At 50.3% G+C, this 20,217-nt stretch carries 13 protein-coding genes; 4 read left to right on the top strand and 9 right to left on the bottom strand.

The features are described 5' to 3' along the window. Positions 1–227: 227 nt before the first annotated feature. From ACYQ2M_RS20015 to ACYQ2M_RS19975, 9 genes are all read right to left on the bottom strand, one after another. Positions 228–1,043, bottom strand: coding sequence for an ABC transporter ATP-binding protein (locus tag ACYQ2M_RS20015; protein WP_459918153.1), 816 nt, complete (start codon positions 1,041–1,043; stop codon positions 228–230). A 4-nt stretch (positions 1,044–1,047) separates the two neighbouring features. Continuing rightward, positions 1,048–2,085: a FecCD family ABC transporter permease gene (locus ACYQ2M_RS20010; protein ID WP_459918152.1), complete on the bottom strand. Its 1,038-nt coding sequence runs from the start codon at positions 2,083–2,085 to the stop codon at positions 1,048–1,050. After that, the gene (locus ACYQ2M_RS20005; RefSeq protein WP_459918151.1) at positions 2,082–3,104 is read right to left on the bottom strand and encodes an ABC transporter substrate-binding protein; all 1,023 of its coding nucleotides are present in this window, start codon (positions 3,102–3,104) and stop codon (positions 2,082–2,084) included. The genes ACYQ2M_RS20010 and ACYQ2M_RS20005 overlap by 4 nt, the downstream gene beginning before the upstream one ends. Before the next feature lie 277 nt (positions 3,105–3,381). Next, positions 3,382–7,284, bottom strand: coding sequence for a cobaltochelatase subunit CobN (gene cobN / locus ACYQ2M_RS20000; protein ID WP_459918150.1), 3,903 nt, complete (start codon positions 7,282–7,284; stop codon positions 3,382–3,384). A gap of 819 nt (positions 7,285–8,103) precedes the next feature. After that, a complete protein-coding gene (locus ACYQ2M_RS19995; protein ID WP_459918149.1) occupies positions 8,104–8,949 on the bottom strand; it encodes an FAD/NAD(P)-binding protein in 846 nt (281 codons plus the stop codon). 152 nt (positions 8,950–9,101) lie between these two features. After that, positions 9,102–10,163: a 4Fe-4S dicluster domain-containing protein gene (locus ACYQ2M_RS19990; protein WP_459918148.1), complete on the bottom strand. Its 1,062-nt coding sequence runs from the start codon at positions 10,161–10,163 to the stop codon at positions 9,102–9,104. A 256-nt stretch (positions 10,164–10,419) separates the two neighbouring features. After that, positions 10,420–11,367: a 4Fe-4S ferredoxin gene (locus ACYQ2M_RS19985; RefSeq protein WP_459918147.1), complete on the bottom strand. Its 948-nt coding sequence runs from the start codon at positions 11,365–11,367 to the stop codon at positions 10,420–10,422. Positions 11,368–11,382: 15 nt separating this feature from the next. Continuing rightward, positions 11,383–11,805 carry a hydrogenase iron-sulfur subunit gene (locus ACYQ2M_RS19980; protein WP_459918146.1) on the bottom strand — a complete coding sequence of 141 codons (423 nt, stop codon included), beginning with the start codon at positions 11,803–11,805 and terminating at the stop codon, positions 11,383–11,385. A 148-nt stretch (positions 11,806–11,953) separates the two neighbouring features. Continuing rightward, positions 11,954–16,414, bottom strand: a complete 4,461-nt coding sequence (locus ACYQ2M_RS19975) for an FAD-dependent oxidoreductase (RefSeq protein ID WP_459918145.1) — start codon at positions 16,412–16,414, stop codon at positions 11,954–11,956. 798 nt (positions 16,415–17,212) lie between these two features. On the opposite strand from ACYQ2M_RS19975, the gene yedE reads away from it, so the two are divergent. The 4 genes from yedE (at position 17,213) to ACYQ2M_RS19955 (ending at position 20,128) form a co-directional block, all read left to right on the top strand. Further along, the gene (yedE, locus tag ACYQ2M_RS19970; RefSeq protein WP_459918144.1) at positions 17,213–18,304 is read left to right on the top strand and encodes a YedE family putative selenium transporter; all 1,092 of its coding nucleotides are present in this window, start codon (positions 17,213–17,215) and stop codon (positions 18,302–18,304) included. A 183-nt stretch (positions 18,305–18,487) separates the two neighbouring features. Next, positions 18,488–18,706, top strand: coding sequence for a sulfurtransferase TusA family protein (locus ACYQ2M_RS19965; protein ID WP_459918143.1), 219 nt, complete (start codon positions 18,488–18,490; stop codon positions 18,704–18,706). 7 nt (positions 18,707–18,713) lie between these two features. Continuing rightward, positions 18,714–19,274: a putative Se/S carrier protein gene (locus ACYQ2M_RS19960; RefSeq protein WP_459918142.1), complete on the top strand. Its 561-nt coding sequence runs from the start codon at positions 18,714–18,716 to the stop codon at positions 19,272–19,274. After that, a complete protein-coding gene (locus ACYQ2M_RS19955) occupies positions 19,259–20,128 on the top strand; it encodes an NAD(P)H-hydrate dehydratase (RefSeq protein WP_459918141.1) in 870 nt (289 codons plus the stop codon). Before ACYQ2M_RS19960 ends, ACYQ2M_RS19955 begins: the two co-directional genes overlap by 16 nt. Positions 20,129–20,217: the final 89 nt, after the last annotated feature.

Genomic DNA, 20,217 nt, shown 5'->3' with positions numbered 1-20,217 from the left:
AAGGCAGCCTCCAAGGCAACCTCAGCAGAGCCGCCCCCCCGATGGGCAGTAGGAACCGGACAATTGAGCTGTCTACAGTTCCGGTCCGGGACCATTGCCCGTCGGGGGGGCGGCGGCATATTGCCATTTGGCCCCGCGTCTACGACCCATTATTCGTTGGGGCATGATTTTCTGCCATGTGGGGTATATTAACATCATGGAAGGGGGGCAGACTTTGGTCATGGCCATTAATAATTTACACATTGTTTAACCGATTCGTGCACAGGAACCTTTTCATCCAGCACGGTGACCTCCAGGGACCGGGTCAGGGGATTTTCCATGACGGCGGTATCCACTCCATAGGCGATCTTTAAATGGGCCGGGGTCAAAACCGTTTCAGGGGGACCCATGGTGAGAATTTTCTTGTCATGAAGCAGAACCAACCGGTCACAGAACCGTGCCGCCAGATTCAAATCATGGATGACCATAACTGCTGCCATTCCCTCGTCCCTTACCAGGGCGGTGGTGAGATGAAGGATTTTCATCTGGTGTTTGATATCCAGATTCGCCGTGGGTTCGTCCAGCATGAGAAGTTGCGGGGTCTGGGCAAGAGCCCTGGTAATGATCACTTCCTGGCGCTGCCCCCCGCTGAGTTCATTGATGCGTCGGTGACGCAAGCCCTGTATCCCGGTTTTTTCCATGGCCTCCTCCACACAGCGCTTGTCCGCATCACTGTCTGAAAACCTAAACTGTTGAAAGGGATAACGGCCCATGGAAACCACATCTTCCACGCTGAACAGCGGCGGCACAAACGAACTCTGGGGAACCACTGCCATGATCCTGGCCACCTCTTTTTTGGCAAAATGCCTAATCTCTTTACCGGCCAGCCACACCTCCCCTGCATCAGGGATTTTGATGCCGGTCATGAGTTTAAGAAGGGTTGTTTTACCGGCACCGTTGGGTCCGATAATCCCGTAAAACAATTTTGGGTTAATGTTAAGACAGACATTCTCAAGGATGGGAATGTCCTGGTATGAGGCTGATATGTTTAAAAGTTTGAGCATATTGTCACCACCAATTAACTGCATTTTTTCTTCGCTTGAGCAGATAAACAAAATAGGGTGCCCCAATGGCAGCGGTAATAATGCCGATGGGGATCTCGGACGGTTGGGAAACAACCCTTGAAAGGGTATCGCAACAGACCAGAAAAATGGCCCCGCACAGGGCCGAGGCCGGCAATAGAATCCGGTGGCGACTTCCAATGGCCATCCTCACCATGTGGGGCACAATGAGGCCCACAAACCCGATGATGCCGGAAACAGAAACCGCCGCACCGGTAACCAGTGCGGAAGCGATGAGCAGTATCCGCTTCACCGTCTCCACATTCATACCCAGATGAACCGCCGTCTCCTCACCGAATTGAAGGATATCCAGCTCCCGGACCATGAAGCACAACACACCTATGCCACCCAAAAGGGGCACAATAACAATTTTAACATCCATCCAGGTGGCCATGGCAAAGGAACCCATGAGCCATAACACCACATTTTGCAGATTTTCCATGGAAGCGGTGATTTTAAGAAATGAGACCACGGCATAGAGGAAAAGCCCCACGGCAATGCCGGCCAGCAGCAATGTTTCCGTAGGCACCCTGTTTCCGGTGCGGGCAATGTTATATACGACAAAGATGGTGGCAGTGGCCCCTGTAAAAGCCAAAACCGGTATGGCAAAAGGACCAAACACCCGTCCCAGTCCCAACACAATGGCAAGACAGGCCCCCACGGCAGCACCCGAAGACATCCCCAAAACATAGGGTTCTGCCATGGGATTTCGGAAAAGTCCCTGCATGGCGGACCCGGCCACGGCCAGTCCCATTCCCACAAGGATGGAAAGCACCACCCTGGGGGTTCTGATATCCAGAACAATCACCTCCGGAATTCTACCCCAGTCCTTTTCAATAAGAGTGCCGGTGAACTGATGGAGCCATATTTTAACCACCAAAAGCGGTTTGATTACCACAGGCCCGATCATCACCGCCAGGCATGCTGCAACCAGAAGTCCCGTTCCAAGAAAGCCCATTATCAAAAACCAATTTCCATGCTTCATGGTCTGAGGCCTCCTGAACAACCTGAAACCCGAAGCTGTACCGGATGTTCGGAGACGTCATCTTCCGAAATGTCAACTGCTCCGGTATGATCTGAATGGCCGGAGGTTCCGGGAAAATCTGAATCCCCAAGCACTCCGGGATGGATAAATTCGGCAAGGGTCTGGATCACCTCTGCAAACCGGATCGTGGTATGAAAGGAGTGTCCCTCTATGGTATAGACCCGGTTATTTTTCACCGCCTTAACCCCGCTGAACCCAGGCCTTTTTTTCAAGGTTGCCATGCGCTCAGCCCTCTGGCTTTCTTTCCAATAGGAGATCACGATGACATCGGGGTCACTGGCAATGACATATTCAGGGGAAAGCTCCATGTGTTGCACATCAAACTGTCCTGCCAGATTGACACCTCCGGCAAGCTCGATGAGTTCGTTGATGGCGGTTCTTGCACCATAGGTGCCGTTACGGGTACCCCACCAATAGTAGACCACCGGCCTGTCTTTAATCCGTGAAGCAATTTTTTTGCTTAAGGTGTCCACCTCGGTTCTGATTTTATGAGCCAGGGCTTCCCCCTCCTTTTCTTTGCCCAGAACGCTTCCCATCCGTTTTATCTGCTCAATGCCGAATGCCACATTTTCAACGGAAACAAAGGCGGCGTAGGGCAGGCCCCTTTTTTCAAACACAGTGGTATATTTTCCGGGGCTTTCCGACGACGCAAAGGGGATGATCAGATCCGGTGCAAGGGAGACAATTTTTTCAAAATTGGGGGCACTGAACCGTCCCACCCCCTCTTTTTCAAGAATGGACGGGTATCGTCGACAGGTTTCAGGATAGGAGGTGGCGATGGTGTCCACCACGCCCACCAGCCGGTCGCCTGCGCCCAGCTCATAAATGAGATCAACGGGAGTTCCGGACAAAAGCACAATGCGTTCCGGGGGCTTTTCCAGAACGATTTTTCTGCCAAAATCATCTTCTCCCACAATTTGACGATTTTCTGCACAATACCCTGTGTACTCCCAGGCCATGACAGATAATACCGATACAAAAAAAATAAAACCCCCGAAATTCAGCTGTCTTTCATATGTTCCCCAAAATGGGCTGCACTTTTGTTGAAGAAAATTCTGACAATTGGAAATGGCCCCCCAAAGTATGAAAAAGTATTGAAAGAGGCCTGAATTCATCATATTCATCTGTTTCACCTTTTGGGGAACAAACCCACTCCGACCACAACGACACAATTTTCCACGGGAGAAAAGGAACGCCCGGATACAACCATCATCATCCGGTGAATGAGCCGGCATCTCAAATTGCCTCCTGTATGATTTTCTTTATACCCTTCATCTTTTCACTCCAGGATTGCACCTCCTCTGTGGTCATAATATCCACGGCCCCTCCCTGGAAATCGCCTGTGACATCACCCATGCGATCTTCCAGGCAGGCTTCCGTATCCAGATAGGCCTCCTGGAGCTGCTCTAAAAGTTCGGGATCAGGTGCCCATATTTCACGGCTTTGGGCTTCAAGCAGGCGGCGGCCGATCTCTTCCATGGCCCAGGGATTCACCTTTTCAAACCATTCCTTCATTTCAGGATCCAGCATAAAGGTTTTGGCGATTTCATCGAAAATCCAGTTATCCACCTCTCCGGTGGTGGCTCCGAATCCGTACACCCGGCCGATGCGCTTGTTCAGATCACCGGCACCTTTGTATCCGTGCTGTTTCATGCCCTCAATATATTTGGGATTTAAAAGCTTGGCGCGAACCACCCGGCGAAGTTCGTCGGCAAAGCCCGTCACCGACACATTGGCCGGATCACGGGTATCTCCGTAATAGGTTTTGGGTTTTTTTCCTGAAATGGCCTTGGCGGCAACGGTCATACCGCCATAATTGCTGTAAAAACCGCAACATTTCAGAAAATCGGTTTCATCGGAAATATGTTTGTCAAAGGTGACCTGTACCTGTTTAAGGTTTTCCACAAGTTCCGGATGGGCTTTTACCCCAAAGGCATCTTTCCCGGCCCCATAGGCATACCCGTTCCAGAAGAGATAGACATCTGCCAGATCCTGCTCGGTTTTCCAGGCAGAGGCATACACCGCCAGATTGACCCCGGCCCTGTAGACACCGGGCTGGGCACAGAAAACCCTGAAGGAGAGTCGTCTGAATTCGTCCTTATTGGCAGGATCAAGCCCCTTGCGAGCCGCCTGTTCCAAGATATGCTTTCTGATGAAATTGCTCTTTTTTTCCTCATCAAGCAATGCCACGGCACACACCGCCTCATCCACATACCTCACCGCATCGGGAAAGCAGTCCCGGGTAATGCCCGACACCCGGATATTGACATCGATGCGCGGGCGACCCAGCGCCTCAATGGGGATAATGTCAAACCCGTCCACCTGGCCATTGGCCTTCCATTTGGGCCGTACCCCCAAAAGATGCAGAATTTGACAAATCTGTTCTCCGTCGGAGCGCATGATGTCCGATGCAAACCACACCATACCCACGGACTGGGGAAAGGTTCCCTCCTCCTTTTGGTAGCGTTCCAGCAAAGCCTCGGCAAGCTTGACACCCACCAGCCAGGCCGCCTTTGTGGGAATGCGGGTGGGATCCACATTGTACATATTCCGGCCGGTGGGCAGGATATCGTACCGTCCCCTGGAGATAAAGCCCGAGGGACCGGCAGGCACATGCCCCCCTGCCATGGCATTAAGGAGGGAATCAATCTCCTTTGAATCACGGATACGGCCCCCCACATTCTCCACAAAATCTGCAAATTCCCGGAATCGTTTAAAGAGATCCGGCTCCGGCAGGTGGCCGAATTCGCTGATCAGGATGACCTCGGCCTCCTCCCCGGCCAATATCCGGTTAATCATCTTCTTGGATTTTCGGTCCGCATCAAATAAAAGATCCGAATAGGGCCTGCCGCACTTTCCATATTCCCCGGGATGCGCCAGGGCATGGAAAATGTCTTCGTCCAGAAGATCAAAAACCATCCTTCGACTGTTTAAAGGATTGTTGGTGTCAAATCTTAAAATCGTGTTGATATATTCGGCAGATTCATCTCCTTCGGGAATTTGGCCAAAGGTATGCATACCCACCTGGGTCTGACTGTTTTTCACCGATGAGATCAGCTCGTGGCAACGCGCCACCAACGCACCGAAATCTTTGGGTGCAACGGCTTCCACCTCTTTTTTAAGGTTGTTGATCTCAATGGATTCCTGAATCAGATGTTGGAGTTGATGGGCCCTTGCCGGGTCCCTGTCCTTGGCCTGATGATATTGATTCAGCAGGTCTTCCAGGTCTTTCAACCCCTCATAGGTATCGGCAACGGTGAGCATGGCCTGGAGATGATTTACGGTAACCGCATAGCTGCGACGCTTGGCCACCACCCCCTCCGCCGGATTATCGGAATTATAGATATAGAGGTGAGGCAAGCGACCAATGGAAATCTCCGGCCAGCAGGCACCTGACAGGCCTGCGCCTTTGCCGGGAAGCCACTCCAGGTTTCCATGGGTACCCACATGGATGACCACATCCGCCTTGAATATCTTTTCCATGTACATGTAGGTGGCAATGTATTGATGGGGCGGGGGAATATCCGGATCATGGAGAATCTTGCACACCTGACCGTCGCACCTGGCCCCGGCGCACCCTCTTTTGGGCTGCATCATCACATTGACATTGCCAAAATTCAGTCCTGTGATCACAAGTTTTCCCCCATGGACCATGCTAGGAGGTACACCGTTCATCTCCTCCCCCGGCGGAAGTCCCCACCCTTTAATCATCTCATCCTGTGCTTTCTGGGGAAGTTCATCAAACCACTGTTGATAGATCTCATTGTCCAGCAAGGCCAGATGGCCGTTTTTGCTGATGATCTCATCCACTGTTGTCCAGCGAAACTCAGCAATGGCCTTTCGGTCCAGAATCATCTGCATCAATGCCTCCCCCGACTCCGGAATATCCTTTAATAAATATCCCCTGGCAGCCATCTCCTTCATGATCCTGACCACACTTTCGCCGGAGTCAAGCCCTGCAGCCCCTCCGATATTGGCCTCGAGTCCTGCACACTCATTCTTATGAAAGACAAAGACCACCCTTCTCTCTTCCGGTTTTTTTCTGCCAAGTTCAATAAAATTTTTTACCCGGTCCGCCAGGTAATGAACCCGCTCGGGTATGACCTCCCGGATTTCAAAGGAGGTATCGGTCTTTTCATCCACCACCTTACGGCTGGCCGCCACCATGACAGGCTCGATATTGCCTTCAAATTCCGGCATGGCAATGCCAAAACAGACCTCTTCCGTCAGTCCCTGGGGATCTTCTTGCCACTCCTCCACGGTTTTGGAATAGGAGATAAGGGGTTTAAAGACGGGGACATTGAGTTTTTTAAACAGGTCCACGCTCTGGGTAGCCACCCCGGTTTGGCTCACATCATCGCTGTTTTCACGGCCCAGAAAAAAAAAGTGCAGATTGATCAATGCATGGATAAGGGGATTGCCCTCCTGGTCAAAAAAATAGGTTTCAGCCGTTTTTACAGGGCCCAGGGAACCGGCCTCCAGGTCTGGTGTGCCATTACAAAAAACCGGCAGCACATTCACGCCTCTGTCCTGGAACGCATTGATAAATGCCTCTTCCAGGGAGGCATCCCCATTGGTAAAGCTGTGCCGGGAAAAGAGAATTCCCACGGTGCCGCCATTATCAAAGGGGTGGACCGCCGTATAATCTTCAACGGTTTCATACACCTGCAGATCAGGGGGCAGCAAAATACCCTGCCAGGGCATGGGAACGGGTTTTCTAACTTCAATGTCAGATTGCAAGAAATGGGCGGTATACTCCATAAGACGTTGATAGTTTTCTACCCCCCCTTCGGCCATATATCCATAGGCTGTGGCACAGTCCGACGGAGAAACCGTGGAAATAATCCCCCAGTTAACCGGATCATAGGAGATGGTCACGATAACCGCATTTTTATTAATCTCCTCCATTCTTGCCTTGATCTCTTCGTAAAAGGCGTCATAGGTCCAGTAGAAAAGCACTGCATCCGCCGTTTTTGCCGCACGGAAAAAAGCCTCAAGCACATCGGAGTCATTCACAATTTCCTTGTGTGAAAAGATTGTCAGCTCCAGGTGTCGGCTTTCTGCAGCCGCTTTGATAAATGCAGGCAGGTACGATCCCCACATAATGGATACTATGTTCACTTTCTTGTTTTCTGTCATGGTAAACCTCTTTGATTGTGGGCAATAGATCGGTCAAACGCATGAAAAATCAAGTTTCAATCAATTACGGAGAAGGAATTTGAAATTTCGGGCCTTCTCAAAAATTTTATGTAAATTCTCAATAATTCCGGGTACTCAGGAAACCCTTTTGTAAGTTCTCAATAACCCGGGGTTATAAAGCCTGTTGAGCCTTTAAACGCCGGGTGCCATTCAAAAGAATTCTCTGAATGCCCGGACTTATTGAGAACTTACACCCTTTTGAATAGCAAGCGACATTTAAAGGGAAAGCTGGCTTTAGCTCCCCGGGTTATTGAGAACGTACAAGTTTATTTTTTAACTACCTGATTTTAATGCGTTCGTTTGGGGGAAGACACCATGATAATTGACACAATTTTGCAATGGTGTTATCAGGAAGGTGCTCGTTCACTGGATATCCAGCGCACGACCCCTGGAAGACAGCAGACGTCTTTGGTCGGATTCACTGCTGTCTTCCAGTTCTTTACTGTTTTTTAGTTATTTGTAATTATATATATTCCCTTAAGGCAAATGCTTCTGCCATGATCGTTATGAATAAACTTGTTTTTCTTCCGGCTCATTTTTGCAACGCCAAATAAAAAAAGCCAGGAATCCCGGATATAATTTCTTACATCTGGCCTTCCTGGCTTTATTATTATAGTAATCTGACTTTTTTAAATCAATGCAATTTCGATTGCAATTTTGGGATATAGATAGCCGAAACGAATATCTCTGTCAAGCAAAAATACGCCTTGTATCAAAACAGGAAACCGCTTCCTTACGCACGTCCATACCCCCTCTTTGCTAATACTCTCTGGGTGTTTTATTCAACTCTTTTAAAGAAAAAACAGGACCATCCTTACAGACAAGTTCCTTGCCGATGTTGCAGTGTCCGCACATGCCGATACCGCACTTCATCCGGTTCTCCAGGGACATGATAATCTGATCTTCGGTATACCCAAGCTCTGTTAAGGCTGGCTGGGTGAACTTGATCATTATGGGAGGGCCGCACACAATACAATAGGTCATATCATCGGCTTTGGGCGCTTTTTCGCCTACAATACTGGGAACAAATCCTACGTTATATTTCCAATCCGGGTCCTCTGTACCGTCAACGGTTATGTGCATATTAATGTCATCTCTCTTCTCCCATGCAAAGAGTTCGTCCCGGTAGAGCAGCATGCCCGGTGATCTTGCACCGTACACCACGTCGATTTTTCCAAATTTTGATCGATTTTCGGGATCAAGCATAAAGACAATTGAGGATCGAAGTGTGGTAAAGGCGAACCCGCCCCCAATGATCACAAGATTTTTTCCCTCAAGCTGTTCCCAGGGATAACTATTGCCCAAGGGACCCCTGATGCCCATGATATCCCCCTTCTTCATGTTGTGAAGGTGGGAGGTGACAACACCCGTTCTGAACACGGTGAACTTGACAAAGCCCTTTTCTGTGGGAGAAGAGGCGATGCCAATGGGGATTTCTCCCTTCCCCGGAATCGACAGCTCGGCAAACTGGCCCGCCCGAAAGGAGAATTTTTCTTCATCTTCTTTGTTAAGAAAGACAAACCGGAATGTTTTCAGGGATCTATCCTCCGTTGCCGTCTCTATATCATCGATACGTACCGGATAGGGCATATATGGATTATCCATTGTTCCTCCAAATATTGGCATAATTGATGCGTTGATACTGGGCTCCCATCATTTAAAATTGTAAAAAATATATAATATGTGGTAATTATTTTGACAGACAAACCACATCATGTCGTATGCTGAAAATAGAGTGAGCCCAGTGCAGATGCGATTCATGCATTCTGTTTTTGCGGCTCATACGCGTTCATGCGATTGCAGACAGTGCGGATATCAATGCTAACCGGACATTTTTCCACACATCTTCCACAACCCACACACATGGTTCCATGGTCAAATTTATCCACAAAGTATTTGAACTTATGCATAAACCGCTGGCGAACCCGCTGTTTTTTTTCGGCCCGGGGGTTGTGACCGGAACCATGCTGGGTGAACAGCGGCGCCATGCAGGTATCCCAGTTGCGAAATCGGGAGGCGGTCTTGTCCCTTGTCTCGTCCTGGATGTCAAAACACCAGCAGGTGGGGCACAAAAAGGTACAAGTACCGCAGTTGAGACAGGTAAACGAGAGATCCTCCCAGAAGGGAGCCGCGTGAAGTGCCAAAAGATCCTTGCCGGCAAGTCTGTCTGTATCGACTTTTATGGTGATGGCGGCCTCGGCCTCTTTTTTCATGGATTCAATGACATTAAGCGCTGCCTCTGTATCCCCAATGGTGTCAAATCCGGCCATTGCCAGAAAGTCTTCCCCTTTTGGGGTAACTACCTTTGCAAGATAATGTTCCCCTGTATCCACAAGCAGAACATCCAGCCCCTCTTCGGCAAAGGGACCGGTTCCCATGGAGGTGGAAAAGTCCGAAGCGGCCGGCCGGTTCACGGCAAGTCCCACAAAGGTGGTGGCATCATAGGCATCGCACCAGTAGGGGTCCCGGTAATCGGTGGTATCAAAGTTGAGCTTCATCAGCTGCACGGCCCTGGCATCACAGGGCCGTATGCCGATCACTGCCCGGGGAGAATAATCTGCCGTTGCCCTTTGCATGATATGGTGATTTTCCACCGATTCGTCGAGACATGCCGTCAACAGCTTTTCCGTCTGGGGAAAGAGGATGGACTTGGGAGAGAGGGTGGTATTGGTACACGACATTTCAGGATAGAGATCCCTGTCAAGGGATTTGAAAACAGATATCTTGTTCTCTGTTACAGAACCAAAGAGGTGATAGTGGCCCCTTGCGGTATCTATGCCCCGGGTCCACTCTCTTTTATCAATTTGTATGACTTTCATATAAAACGACCCTTTATTCTTACGAATAACTGCCACGGGCAGACCGTATTGGGGATCTGGCCTGCCCGCAACAGATATCGAAACTCCAATTATTACAGATTATTGGTCGGAGTTTCTTATGAAAAAAGTAGACATCCTTTATATCACCCCAAAAGTGCTTTACACTTTTGGGAAAACGATTCCCGAAAAATGGGCTATTGCTCCAACAGGTGTAAACGGGAGAACAAAGGATGCCAAAAATTACAATTTTTTCAGATTATTTGATAAATGTGTCAGGATCATCCGGCCGAAAGGTGTCCAGCAGCGGCCTCTGATCCAGGGAAAGCCCCGCTTCCCATCCATAAATATCAACACATTCCTTCACAAGTTTTCGGGTGAAATGCCTCACCTTGATATTCATGGGACAGGCCTCCTCACAGGCACCGCAGTCCGTACATCGTCCCGCACAATGAAAGGCCCGAAGAAAATGAAATGTTTTGACATCCACGGCATCCTGGCCCTTACCCACCCACTGGGGATGGGATGCGTCCACAAAGCATACGGGACAATAGCAGAGCGGGCAGGCGTTTCGACAGGCGTAGCACCGGATGCAGTTGTTGAGCAGATTATCAAAGTGGTCCCATTTCTGCGCTGTATCCAGTGCCTCGATGGCCTCAACATCCTGGAAGGGAGACTCAATTGCCAGCTCTGTTACCGGTTCTGCGATGAGCTCGTCATAGATCACCGGGTTGCGGTGCATGCAGGTACGACAGTTGTCCCTCAGATAGTCTGTTTTATCGATGCTGAGATCACTGGTGGCGGTGGTTACCTGTAAAAAGTCTCCCTTTTCACTGAAAGAGGTGATCTCGTTCTCAAACAGCGCCATGATGCTCTCTTTATCCACCATGCCGGTGCAGGGAACACCGATGATGTAAAGCTGTTCCCTTGATATCTTGTTCTCCATGATATGGGTGACAATGTTTCTGGCATCACACCCCTTGGCGATAATTCCGATCTTTTGCTTTTGGTTGGTGAGATAACCGGTGAGATTAAGCCGGCAGTTGGCATCCCAGACAAAATCCTTTGCTTCCTGGGGTGTCCTTGCGATCCCGGGCACGCTTGTCATGGGAAGGGTTCCCTTTTTAAAACCGATGACCATGTCCACCCGCCCCTCCTTTAAAAGGGCTGCGGAGCGTTCCCGGATTTCTTTTGTATAGGTGTTCATCTGATGTCTCTCCCCTCAGCCGGTTTTTTTTACGAGTTTGTCATTGGGACCCAGCACGGATACGGCATCGGCCACTTCCTGGGCCACCCGGGCGAACTTGGTTGCTTCAGCCGAGGAGATCCATGAGAAATGAACCCTGTCACTGTCAATGCCCATGTGCTCCAGCAGCATTTTCATGAGGCCGAATTTTCGCCTGGCATAATAATTTCCCTCCAGATAATGACACTCTCCGGGATGACACCCTGATACCCAGACCCCATCGGCTCCTTCCCTGAATGCGGAGAGGATCAGTTTGGGTTCCACCCTTCCGCTGCACGGCACCCGTATGATTCGAATATCGGCGGAGTACTGCATTCTGCTCACGCCGGCAAGATCCGCCGCACCATAACTGCACCAATTGCACAAAAACGCCACAATTTTTATTTTATTTCCAGCCATATATATTTTCCTTATTGTTTCTACCCTACGCCTTGCTCTTCAACTCATAACTATCTGAAACGATTGATAGCCAAATTAAAATCAAGTGAGAGATTACAATTTTATTTTTTATAAATTCTAACACTTACAGAAATAAGTGAAATGTGGATTATACCGCCTCATTCAATGCAGATATCTGTGCAAAGAGTTGATTGAAATCAAATCCATTCAGATGAATCGCCCCGGACCGGCAGGAGGCCGTGCAAAGTCCGCACCCCTTGCAGAGCACCGGGTTGATCTCGGACTGTCCCTGGAACCTGCCCTCTTCAACCACCTTGGGTGCGGAATAGGGACAGATTTCCACGCACACCCCGCAGGAACTGCAATAGGCCGGGTCCACCTTTGCCACATTACCACTGGTATGGATGCTTTCTCGTGCCAGAAGGGTGACGGCCCTGGAGGCAGCTGCCTGGCCATGGGCAATGGCTTCATCAATGGGCTTGGGGTAATGGGCCAGGCCGCAGAGGAAAACGCCGTCCGTGGCAAATTCCGATGGACCAAGTTTGGCATGGCGCTCCACAAAAAAGCCGTCATCGTTCATGGGCACCTTGAAGAAATTGGCAAGGCGTTCATCTCTGTTGGGAACAATGGCCGTGGCCAGGGTCAGAAGATCCGCCTCAATCTGAATGGGACGCTTAAGAATGGGCTCTGTCAGGTTGATGAGAATTTTTCCATCCTCCACGCAGACTTCAGGTTTGTCATCCACTGAGTACCGAATAAAGATGATGCCCTTTTCCCGGGCCTCCTGAAAGAGATACTCCCGTTCTCCATAGGTTCTGATATCCCGGTACAGGACAAAAACAGACATCTGGGGATTTCTTCTTTTAAGTTCCAGCGCGTTGTCCATGGAGTGGGTACAGCAAACCCTGGAGCAGTAGGGTCTGTCAGACTCCCTGGAACCGACGCACTGGATGAATACCGCTGATTTAAGCGTATCAAGGGCGGGATCATTTTCCATGAATTTCCGGTCAAGATCCAGGCTTGTGATAATCCTCTCATCGGTTCCATACTTATATTCAGTGGGTTCAAGGGGCAATGCGCCTGTGGCAAGAACAGTGACACCATGTTCAATCTCTTCATGGGCCCCCTGGCAGGCAAGGGTGGAGGTAAAGCTGCCCACAAATCCTTTTACCGCCTCAAGGGTGGTATCAAGGTAGACATGGATATTTTTGTTCTCTTCAATCTCTTTGATCACACCGGCCAGTTTCTTCTGGATATCCTCCCCTTTAAAGGTACGATAGAGGTGGTTGGCCTGACCGCCAAGTTTTGCATCCCTCTCCACCACATGCACCACATATCCCTGCTCGGCAAAATTTTTGGCCGCAGCCAATCCTGACAATCCGCCCCCCACCACCATGGCAACGGGATTGATGGTGAGTTCCGACTCTGTGAGAGGCTCCATCAGCGCCACCTTGGCCACGGACATGTGCACCAGCTCCTTGGCTTTCTGGGTGGCAAGATCAGGGTTGTGCCGGTGCACCCAGGAGTCGTGGTTGCGGATATTGGTCATCTCAAAGAGATATTTGTTGAGCCCTGCATTGATGAGGGTCTCCTGGAACAGCGGTTCATGGGTTTTGGGGGTACAGGCCGCCACCACAATGCGATTCAGGTTATTTTCCCTGATAATGCGGGTCATGGTATCCTGGGTATCCTGGGAGCAGGTATAGAGATTGTCCGTTGCATACGCCACATAAGGCAGGGTGGCGGCGTAGGCACTGACGTCAGGAACGTTCACAACCCCGTTGATATTGGAACCGCATTTACAGATAAACACCCCGATGCGCGGGGGTTCTCCCGTCACATTGATCTCCGGTACCACCTCTGGTTTCCGGGTCAGGGTGTCCCTGGCCTGGCTCAGCTGAGCGCCTGCCCCGGCAGCGGCGGCCGAGGCATCCACCACACTCTGGGGAATATCCTTGGGACCCTGGAAGGCACCGCAGACAAATATACCCTTTTGCGTGGTTTCAACAGGAGTGAAGCTCCCTGTTTCGGCAAAATTGCCCGGAGTCAGTTCGACACCCAAATTATGGGCCAGGGTCATTACCTCCGAGGAGATCTCAAGACCCACGGACAGGATGATCATGTCAAAAATTTCCGTTGCCATGGCCCCGGCATCGTCCACATACCGGACCAAAAGGTCGTCGGAATTCTGTATGCTCTCCGCACTGTGCACCCGTGATCGGATCAGTCTGACACCCTGGTCCACGGCGCTGTTCAACGAGCGTTCAAAATCCTTACCATGGGTTCTCATGTCCATGTAGAAGATGGTGCACTCAAGACTATCCCCGGAATGCTCCTTGGCGATCACCGCCTCTTTCAGAGCGTACATGCAGCACACCGAAGAGCAGTATTTATGGTCGCATTGATTCAGCTCCCTGGAGCCCACACACTGGAACCAGGCGATTTTTTTGGGTTCCTTGTGGTCGGACAGGCGTGCCAGATGTCCCTGGGTGGGACCCGAGGCAGAAAGAAGCCGTTCAAACTCCAATGCCGTCATCACGTTGGGATGATTCGCATACTGATAATTGGTAAAACCCGATGGATCAAAGGCCTTAAATCCCGGGCTGAGGATCACCGCACCGGCATTGATGCGCTTGGTGGCATCGGGTTTTTGAAGATGGGTCTCAAGGGTCAATGCCCCGGCACCACAGGCCTTGACACACTCAAAGCATTCGCAGCACACCATGCAGTCAAGGCATTTATCAGCCTCATTTCGGGCCTGCTCCTCGGTGAATCCCATCTCCACCTCATCAAAGCCTTTAAGGCGCGCTTCCATGGGAAGTTTGGCCATGTTCTGCCGTTCAATGGATTTGATCTGCTCCGGGATGGGGTTGAACGCTTTCTGGGCATACTCCACGGGTTCACGGTCCGCTGCCAGATCCCTGCCGTCAATATACCGCAAAATGGAGATGGCAGCTTCATTGCCCGCAGCAACGGCATTGATGGCAATGGATGCACCGGTCTGAACGTCCCCGCCGGCAAACACCCCTTTTCTGGTGGTCTCAAAGGTGATGGGATCCACCTCGATGGTGCCCCAGCTGTTGATTGAGATAGCGGTTTCAGTGTCAATGCAGGTAAGATCGGCCTTTTGTCCGATGGCAGGGATAATGCTATCGGTGTCAATTACAAACTCACTTCCCTCCATGGGAACGGGTCTTCGGCGACCGCTCGCGTCGGGTTCCCCCAGCTCCATTTCAATACAGCGGATGCCCGTGCTTTTTCCACTCTCTTCGTCCCTGACCACCTCCACCGGAGCCACCAGAAACCGAATCTCCACCCCCTCTTCCAGGGCGTCCTCGATTTCATCGTTTCTGGCAGGCATCTCCGTCCGGGTACGACGATAAAGAATCGTAACCTTATCCGCTCCGACTCTAAGGGCGGTGCGAGCCGCATCAATGGCCACATCCCCTCCCCCGATGATCACCACCTTGCCGGACAGTTTTCCAAAGGTTCCCAGGGCCACCTCTTTAAGAAGCGTCACGCCGGAGATGACCCCGTCAAGTTCCTCGCCAGGTATACCAAGAGCCATGCCTTTGTGACACCCCATGGCAAGATAGACGGATTTAAACCCTTCCTCAAACAGGGATTCCACGGTGATGTCCCGGCCAAGGGCCGTGTCGTATCGAACCTCCACCCCAAGAACGTCGGTGATATACGAAATTTCTTTGTCAAGCACATGGGGAGGAAGTCTGTAGTCGGGGATGCCCACTTTTAACATACCGCCGCCCACGGGAAGGGCCTCAAAAATGGTGACCTTGATACCTGCCCTTGCAAGGTGGGCTGCAGCCGTAAGGCCTGCTGGCCCTGCACCCACAATGGCCACCCGCTCTTGTCTGGGTATGATTTCCGGGGGCTCAAGTTCCGTAATATCCACCTGATCAGCAATAAAGCGCTTCAGGGTGCAAATGGACACGGGGGTATCCACCTGCTGTCGCCGACACGCCTCCTCGCAGGGATGGGGACAAATTCTGCCGATGGTTCCGGGCAGAGGAAGATTTCTCAGGATGACATCCAGAGCCTCCCGATACTTCCCCTTTCTTGCCAGTGCCACATAGGCATGGGCATTGACGCTGTTGGGACAGGCATTGGTACAGGGGGAACGATCCATTTTGGTGATGGCAAAGGCCCCGGGTACTGCCTGGGCATAGGGCTTGTACGTGGCCTGTCGATTGCCCAGCCCCTGCTCAAAAACACTTGGAACAGAAACAGGGCAGACCTCGGCACACTCACCGCACCCTGTGCATTTTGCCGTGTCAATAAAGCGGGGCACCTGATCCAGGGTGATCTCAAAGTTTCCGGCCTCTCCCGTTATTCCACTGACCTGTGAAAGGGTATGAAACTCCACATTGACATGCCTGCCCACTTCAACAAGTTTGGGCGACATGATACACATGGAGCAGTCATTGGTGGGAAAGGTCTTGTCCAGCTGGGACATGGCACCGCCAATGGAAGGGGTCTTCTCCACCAGATGGACATAATATCCTGAATCTGCAAGATCCAGAGCTGCCTGAATACCCGCAATCCCTCCGCCGACCACCAGAACCGAGCCAATGGTGTTATGTTCAGCCATAAAAATTTATCCTCCTTGGAACATCAATGTGAAAATTTTCAATCTTTGACGACAAACTGTCCGGCGCATTGTTCTTTAAGCGTTATCCGAGGAAAATTTCGTCATAATGCATACGTGACGGGCTGCCACAGTGAGTTAATTATAAGGAGGGAGGTTCGATTTTATAAGCGAAAATATTATTTTTTAACGCACTAAACGCAAAAAACCTCCACCTACCAAATTGAATTTAATCATTCAACCTGTCCGCCGGGGAGGGATATAATGAAAACGCACTGTAGAATAGGGATCAGTTCATTTTATCTATAAATCCCCCACGTCCCGGATACTCAGTGCCTGCCAATCACGGGCATGCAATTTTCTACTATCTCAGTATCTTTTAGGAGAGAGATTCATTTTCATATCCACAGTCATTGTTTTTATAAGAAAGAATAGCTAAACCCAAGATTGTTTCAAGCTTTGTTGTGGGCGTGCCGGGTTCTATAAAATCCTTTGATATCAATAAGAACACTGATGTGCAAATCGTTATTATCTATTTGCTCAAAAACCGACATTAGAATTATTAATGGGGGCTCTCTATCAGTGGGATCGGTAAAGGGATTCCATATTGCAGCGGTAAATATTCGGGTTGGTAGAGCGATCCTGGGACTCACGGCTCCTTCCCACGGCAATATTCCCCCATAGATATGTCATATCTGCTTTCAGTTATGAATTATAATTATCAATTGGATTATTTGGAAAATCTGTGCAAATAAACACTAAATTCAAACGAGTTATAGCTCATATACAAGGAGGTTAAACATGGCAAAAAATTTTTTTTCCACCCGATGGGGGATCATCTGTGTGGGTGCTATCATAGGCATTTTGGCTGCGGTTTTACAAAAATTGGGAAATCCCGGCAATATGGGCATCTGTGTGGCCTGTTTTGAACGCGATATCGCTGGTGCCCTGGGTTTGCATCGTGCCGGTGTAGTTCAGTATGTTCGTCCTGAAATCATCGGTTTTATCATGGGATCACTCATCGCCGCTTATAGTTTTAAAGAGTTCAAACCACGCTGCGGATCTGCGCCTGTTGTCAGGTTTACTCTGGGAATGTTTGCCATGATCGGTGCGCTGGTATTTCTCGGATGTCCATGGCGGGCGATACTACGTCTGGCCGGTGGCGACGGCAATGCCATTGTGGGACTGCTGGGCCTGGCCTTTGGCATTTGGATTGGCGTGTTGTTTCTAAAAAACGGATATAACCTGGGGAGAACCCAATCCACCCATGCCGGTGCCGGATGGATACTTCCCCTGCTTATGCTGGGATTGCTTGCACTGGTATTGATTTATCCCCAGGTGAATGGTCAGGACAAAAGCGGCGTATTATTTTACAGTGTTAAAGGACCCGGCGCCATGCATGCCCCTCTGTTAATTGCGTTGGCCATCGGTCTTGGTATCGGTTTTCTGGCCCAAAGGAGCCGGTTCTGCACCATGGGGGCGCTGCGAGATCTTATTTTGTTTGGGCAGACGCATCTGCTGTCCGGTTTTCTGGCGCTGCTCATCTCTGCGTTGATTGTCAATGTGATCCTGGGGCAATTTAATCCGGGGTTTATCGGACAACCCGTTGCCCACACCATGCACATCTGGAATTTTACCGGCATGACCCTTGCGGGACTGGCCTTTGCCCTGGCAGGTGGATGTCCGGGACGTCAACTGTTCCTGGCTGGAGAGGGAGACGGGGATGCTGCGGTGTTTGTCCTTGGTATGATCGTGGGTGCTGGATTTGCTCATAATTTCGGTCTGGCAAGTTCTCCCAAGGGTGTGGGCCCCCACGGCATTGCCGCCGTGGTTATAGGTTTAGTTTTTTGTCTGTTCATCGGCTTTTCCATGAGAAAAACCATGGGCAAATAGTTTTTTTGTTCAAATAGGATTTTCACCGCACAGGGAACTTCGCCGCAATTAATCTACCCGTTGCTACGAAGATGGCAAAGCATCAACGGCCAATGCACATTGGTGGTGGACAGATTATTTTTGGGAAAGCCCCTGGGTGTAAACCAGCAAATAGAAAATATCAAAATTTAAGAGGGAATAAATATGAGTGTCACTGTCGATGCAAGGGGACTGTCCTGCCCCCAACCTGTGTTAATGACCCTGGATGAAATTAAATCCGGCAAAGATAATGAAATAATGGTATTGGTGGATAATGAAGCCTCCAGAGAAAATGTGATCCGTGCGGCTGAAAGTCAAAAATGTCGTATCGGAAATATTCAGCAGAATGGCGATGATTACACCATTCCCATCACCAAGGGGTAAATTGTCATTGCTCAGGTTTAACTTTAATTTTCTAAAGAAAAAAAAGGTGCCTCCGGCCAAAAAAGCCCAGGAAGATCTGGGGATTCTTGTGTTTGAAAACACCAGTGAAGTGATCCAGGCGGAGAATTTTCTTAAATCCCGGGGATGGCATATCCAAGTAAAGGGACCACCACCCGGTATTCAAAGTGGTTGTGACCTGGTCATCGTGTTTCCTTTGATGGAAAAATTGATCATTATGCGTCAGCTCACCGAAGCCGGGCTTCCTCCCATTGAGATGGTGCCGGTGACCGATCCACTGCTGAAGCCGGTGGAACTTTTTCAGATCAAGGATTTTGGCGATTTTCTTATGGTCAGGGCTGCAAACATGAAACTGACGGTGGATAAAAAAACCGGGTATATTGTGAATATATCCGGTGGGGGGTGTCCTGATGTCCCATATCTGGCATGCGAAATGGTGGGAAAACACCTGACCGAGGCCCCCCGGCCCGGAAAAATCGGTCATACCCTGTGTGGCTATGCCCTGGAACTTGCCTATCAGGAGATGCTTAAACAATGCTGCTTGCCGTAGTCGGAACCGTTCCGGATAAAGGATTTCCATTGACCGTTGGCCCAATGACCCTGGTGGATGATACCATACGTATTAACGGTGAAAGCATTCCTGTGAACCGGGGAACACCCGCCCTTATCGGGGCAGCTATCAAAGCAGGAGAGGTGCTGGGCGTGGACGATATCCACGGCTTTCTGGCAGGGGACATCGGGCTTGGCCATGGCAGCCGGGAACTTTATCGACATCTGACAGAACACTTGCCCAAAATGGAAATAGAAACACTTGTCTTTCATTATCTCCAGCCGGATGTGGACTGGCACAACAAAATCCTTTTTGCAGTGGATGCCATGGAAAAAAGACCGGTATTGATTGCCGATGCCGGATTCATGTATGCTGCAAAAATGAGTGGACAGGCCCAATGTTATGACCTGTTTACCCCGGATGTGGGTGAGCTGGCCTTTCTTGCGGATGAGATCGCTCCCCATCCGTTTTACACCCGGGGATTTATTCTCCACGAGGATAACCAGGTACCGGATCTCATCCGCCGTGCATATGCTCATGCCAATACCGCCGACTACCTTCTGGTCAAAGGCTGCGTGGATTACGTGGCCCAGGATGGACAAATCGTCACCTCCGTACACCAACCAGTTGCCGAAGCCATGGAAGCCATGGGGGGCACCGGCGACACCCTCACCGGTATTGTTGCAGCCCTTGTTGCATCGGGTATGACTATCCCCAAAGCCGGGGAGATCGCCGCCGAAACCAATCGCTTGGCGGGATTTTTTGCCCATCCCACCCCCGCCACCCAGGTAATAGAAATCATCCGCCAAATTCCCAAGGCCTTGGCAAAGGTGTTAAATTCCCCCTGCATATGAAGGCTAAGGATGCCGGGGAATAGATAAATTCGGCATCCTCCATAACACTCAAAATACGTTACACTTTTTATGCTTGACCACAACCTGGC

The sequence above is a fragment of the Desulfocicer niacini genome (assembly GCF_054657595.1).
This window is presented reverse-complemented; position numbering and strand designations above follow the sequence as displayed.

Bases quoted from the DNA above. Each gene is read 5' to 3' on its own strand.
- ACYQ2M_RS20015 (WP_459918153.1), bottom strand. From the start codon at position 1,043: ATGCTCAAACTTTTAAACATATCAGCCTCATACCAGGACATTCCCATC.
- ACYQ2M_RS20010 (WP_459918152.1), bottom strand. From the start codon at position 2,085: ATGAAGCATGGAAATTGGTTTTTGATAATGGGCTTTCTTGGAACGGGA.
- ACYQ2M_RS20005 (WP_459918151.1), bottom strand. From the start codon at position 3,104: ATGGCCTGGGAGTACACAGGGTATTGTGCAGAAAATCGTCAAATTGTG.
- cobN (WP_459918150.1), bottom strand. From the start codon at position 7,284: ATGACAGAAAACAAGAAAGTGAACATAGTATCCATTATGTGGGGATCG.
- ACYQ2M_RS19995 (WP_459918149.1), bottom strand. From the start codon at position 8,949: ATGGATAATCCATATATGCCCTATCCGGTACGTATCGATGATATAGAG.
- ACYQ2M_RS19990 (WP_459918148.1), bottom strand. From the start codon at position 10,163: ATGAAAGTCATACAAATTGATAAAAGAGAGTGGACCCGGGGCATAGAT.
- ACYQ2M_RS19985 (WP_459918147.1), bottom strand. From the start codon at position 11,367: ATGAACACCTATACAAAAGAAATCCGGGAACGCTCCGCAGCCCTTTTA.
- ACYQ2M_RS19980 (WP_459918146.1), bottom strand. From the start codon at position 11,805: ATGGCTGGAAATAAAATAAAAATTGTGGCGTTTTTGTGCAATTGGTGC.
- ACYQ2M_RS19975 (WP_459918145.1), bottom strand. From the start codon at position 16,414: ATGGCTGAACATAACACCATTGGCTCGGTTCTGGTGGTCGGCGGAGGG.
- yedE (WP_459918144.1), top strand. From the start codon at position 17,213: ATGGCAAAAAATTTTTTTTCCACCCGATGGGGGATCATCTGTGTGGGT.
- ACYQ2M_RS19965 (WP_459918143.1), top strand. From the start codon at position 18,488: ATGAGTGTCACTGTCGATGCAAGGGGACTGTCCTGCCCCCAACCTGTG.
- ACYQ2M_RS19955 (WP_459918141.1), top strand. From the start codon at position 19,259: ATGCTGCTTGCCGTAGTCGGAACCGTTCCGGATAAAGGATTTCCATTG.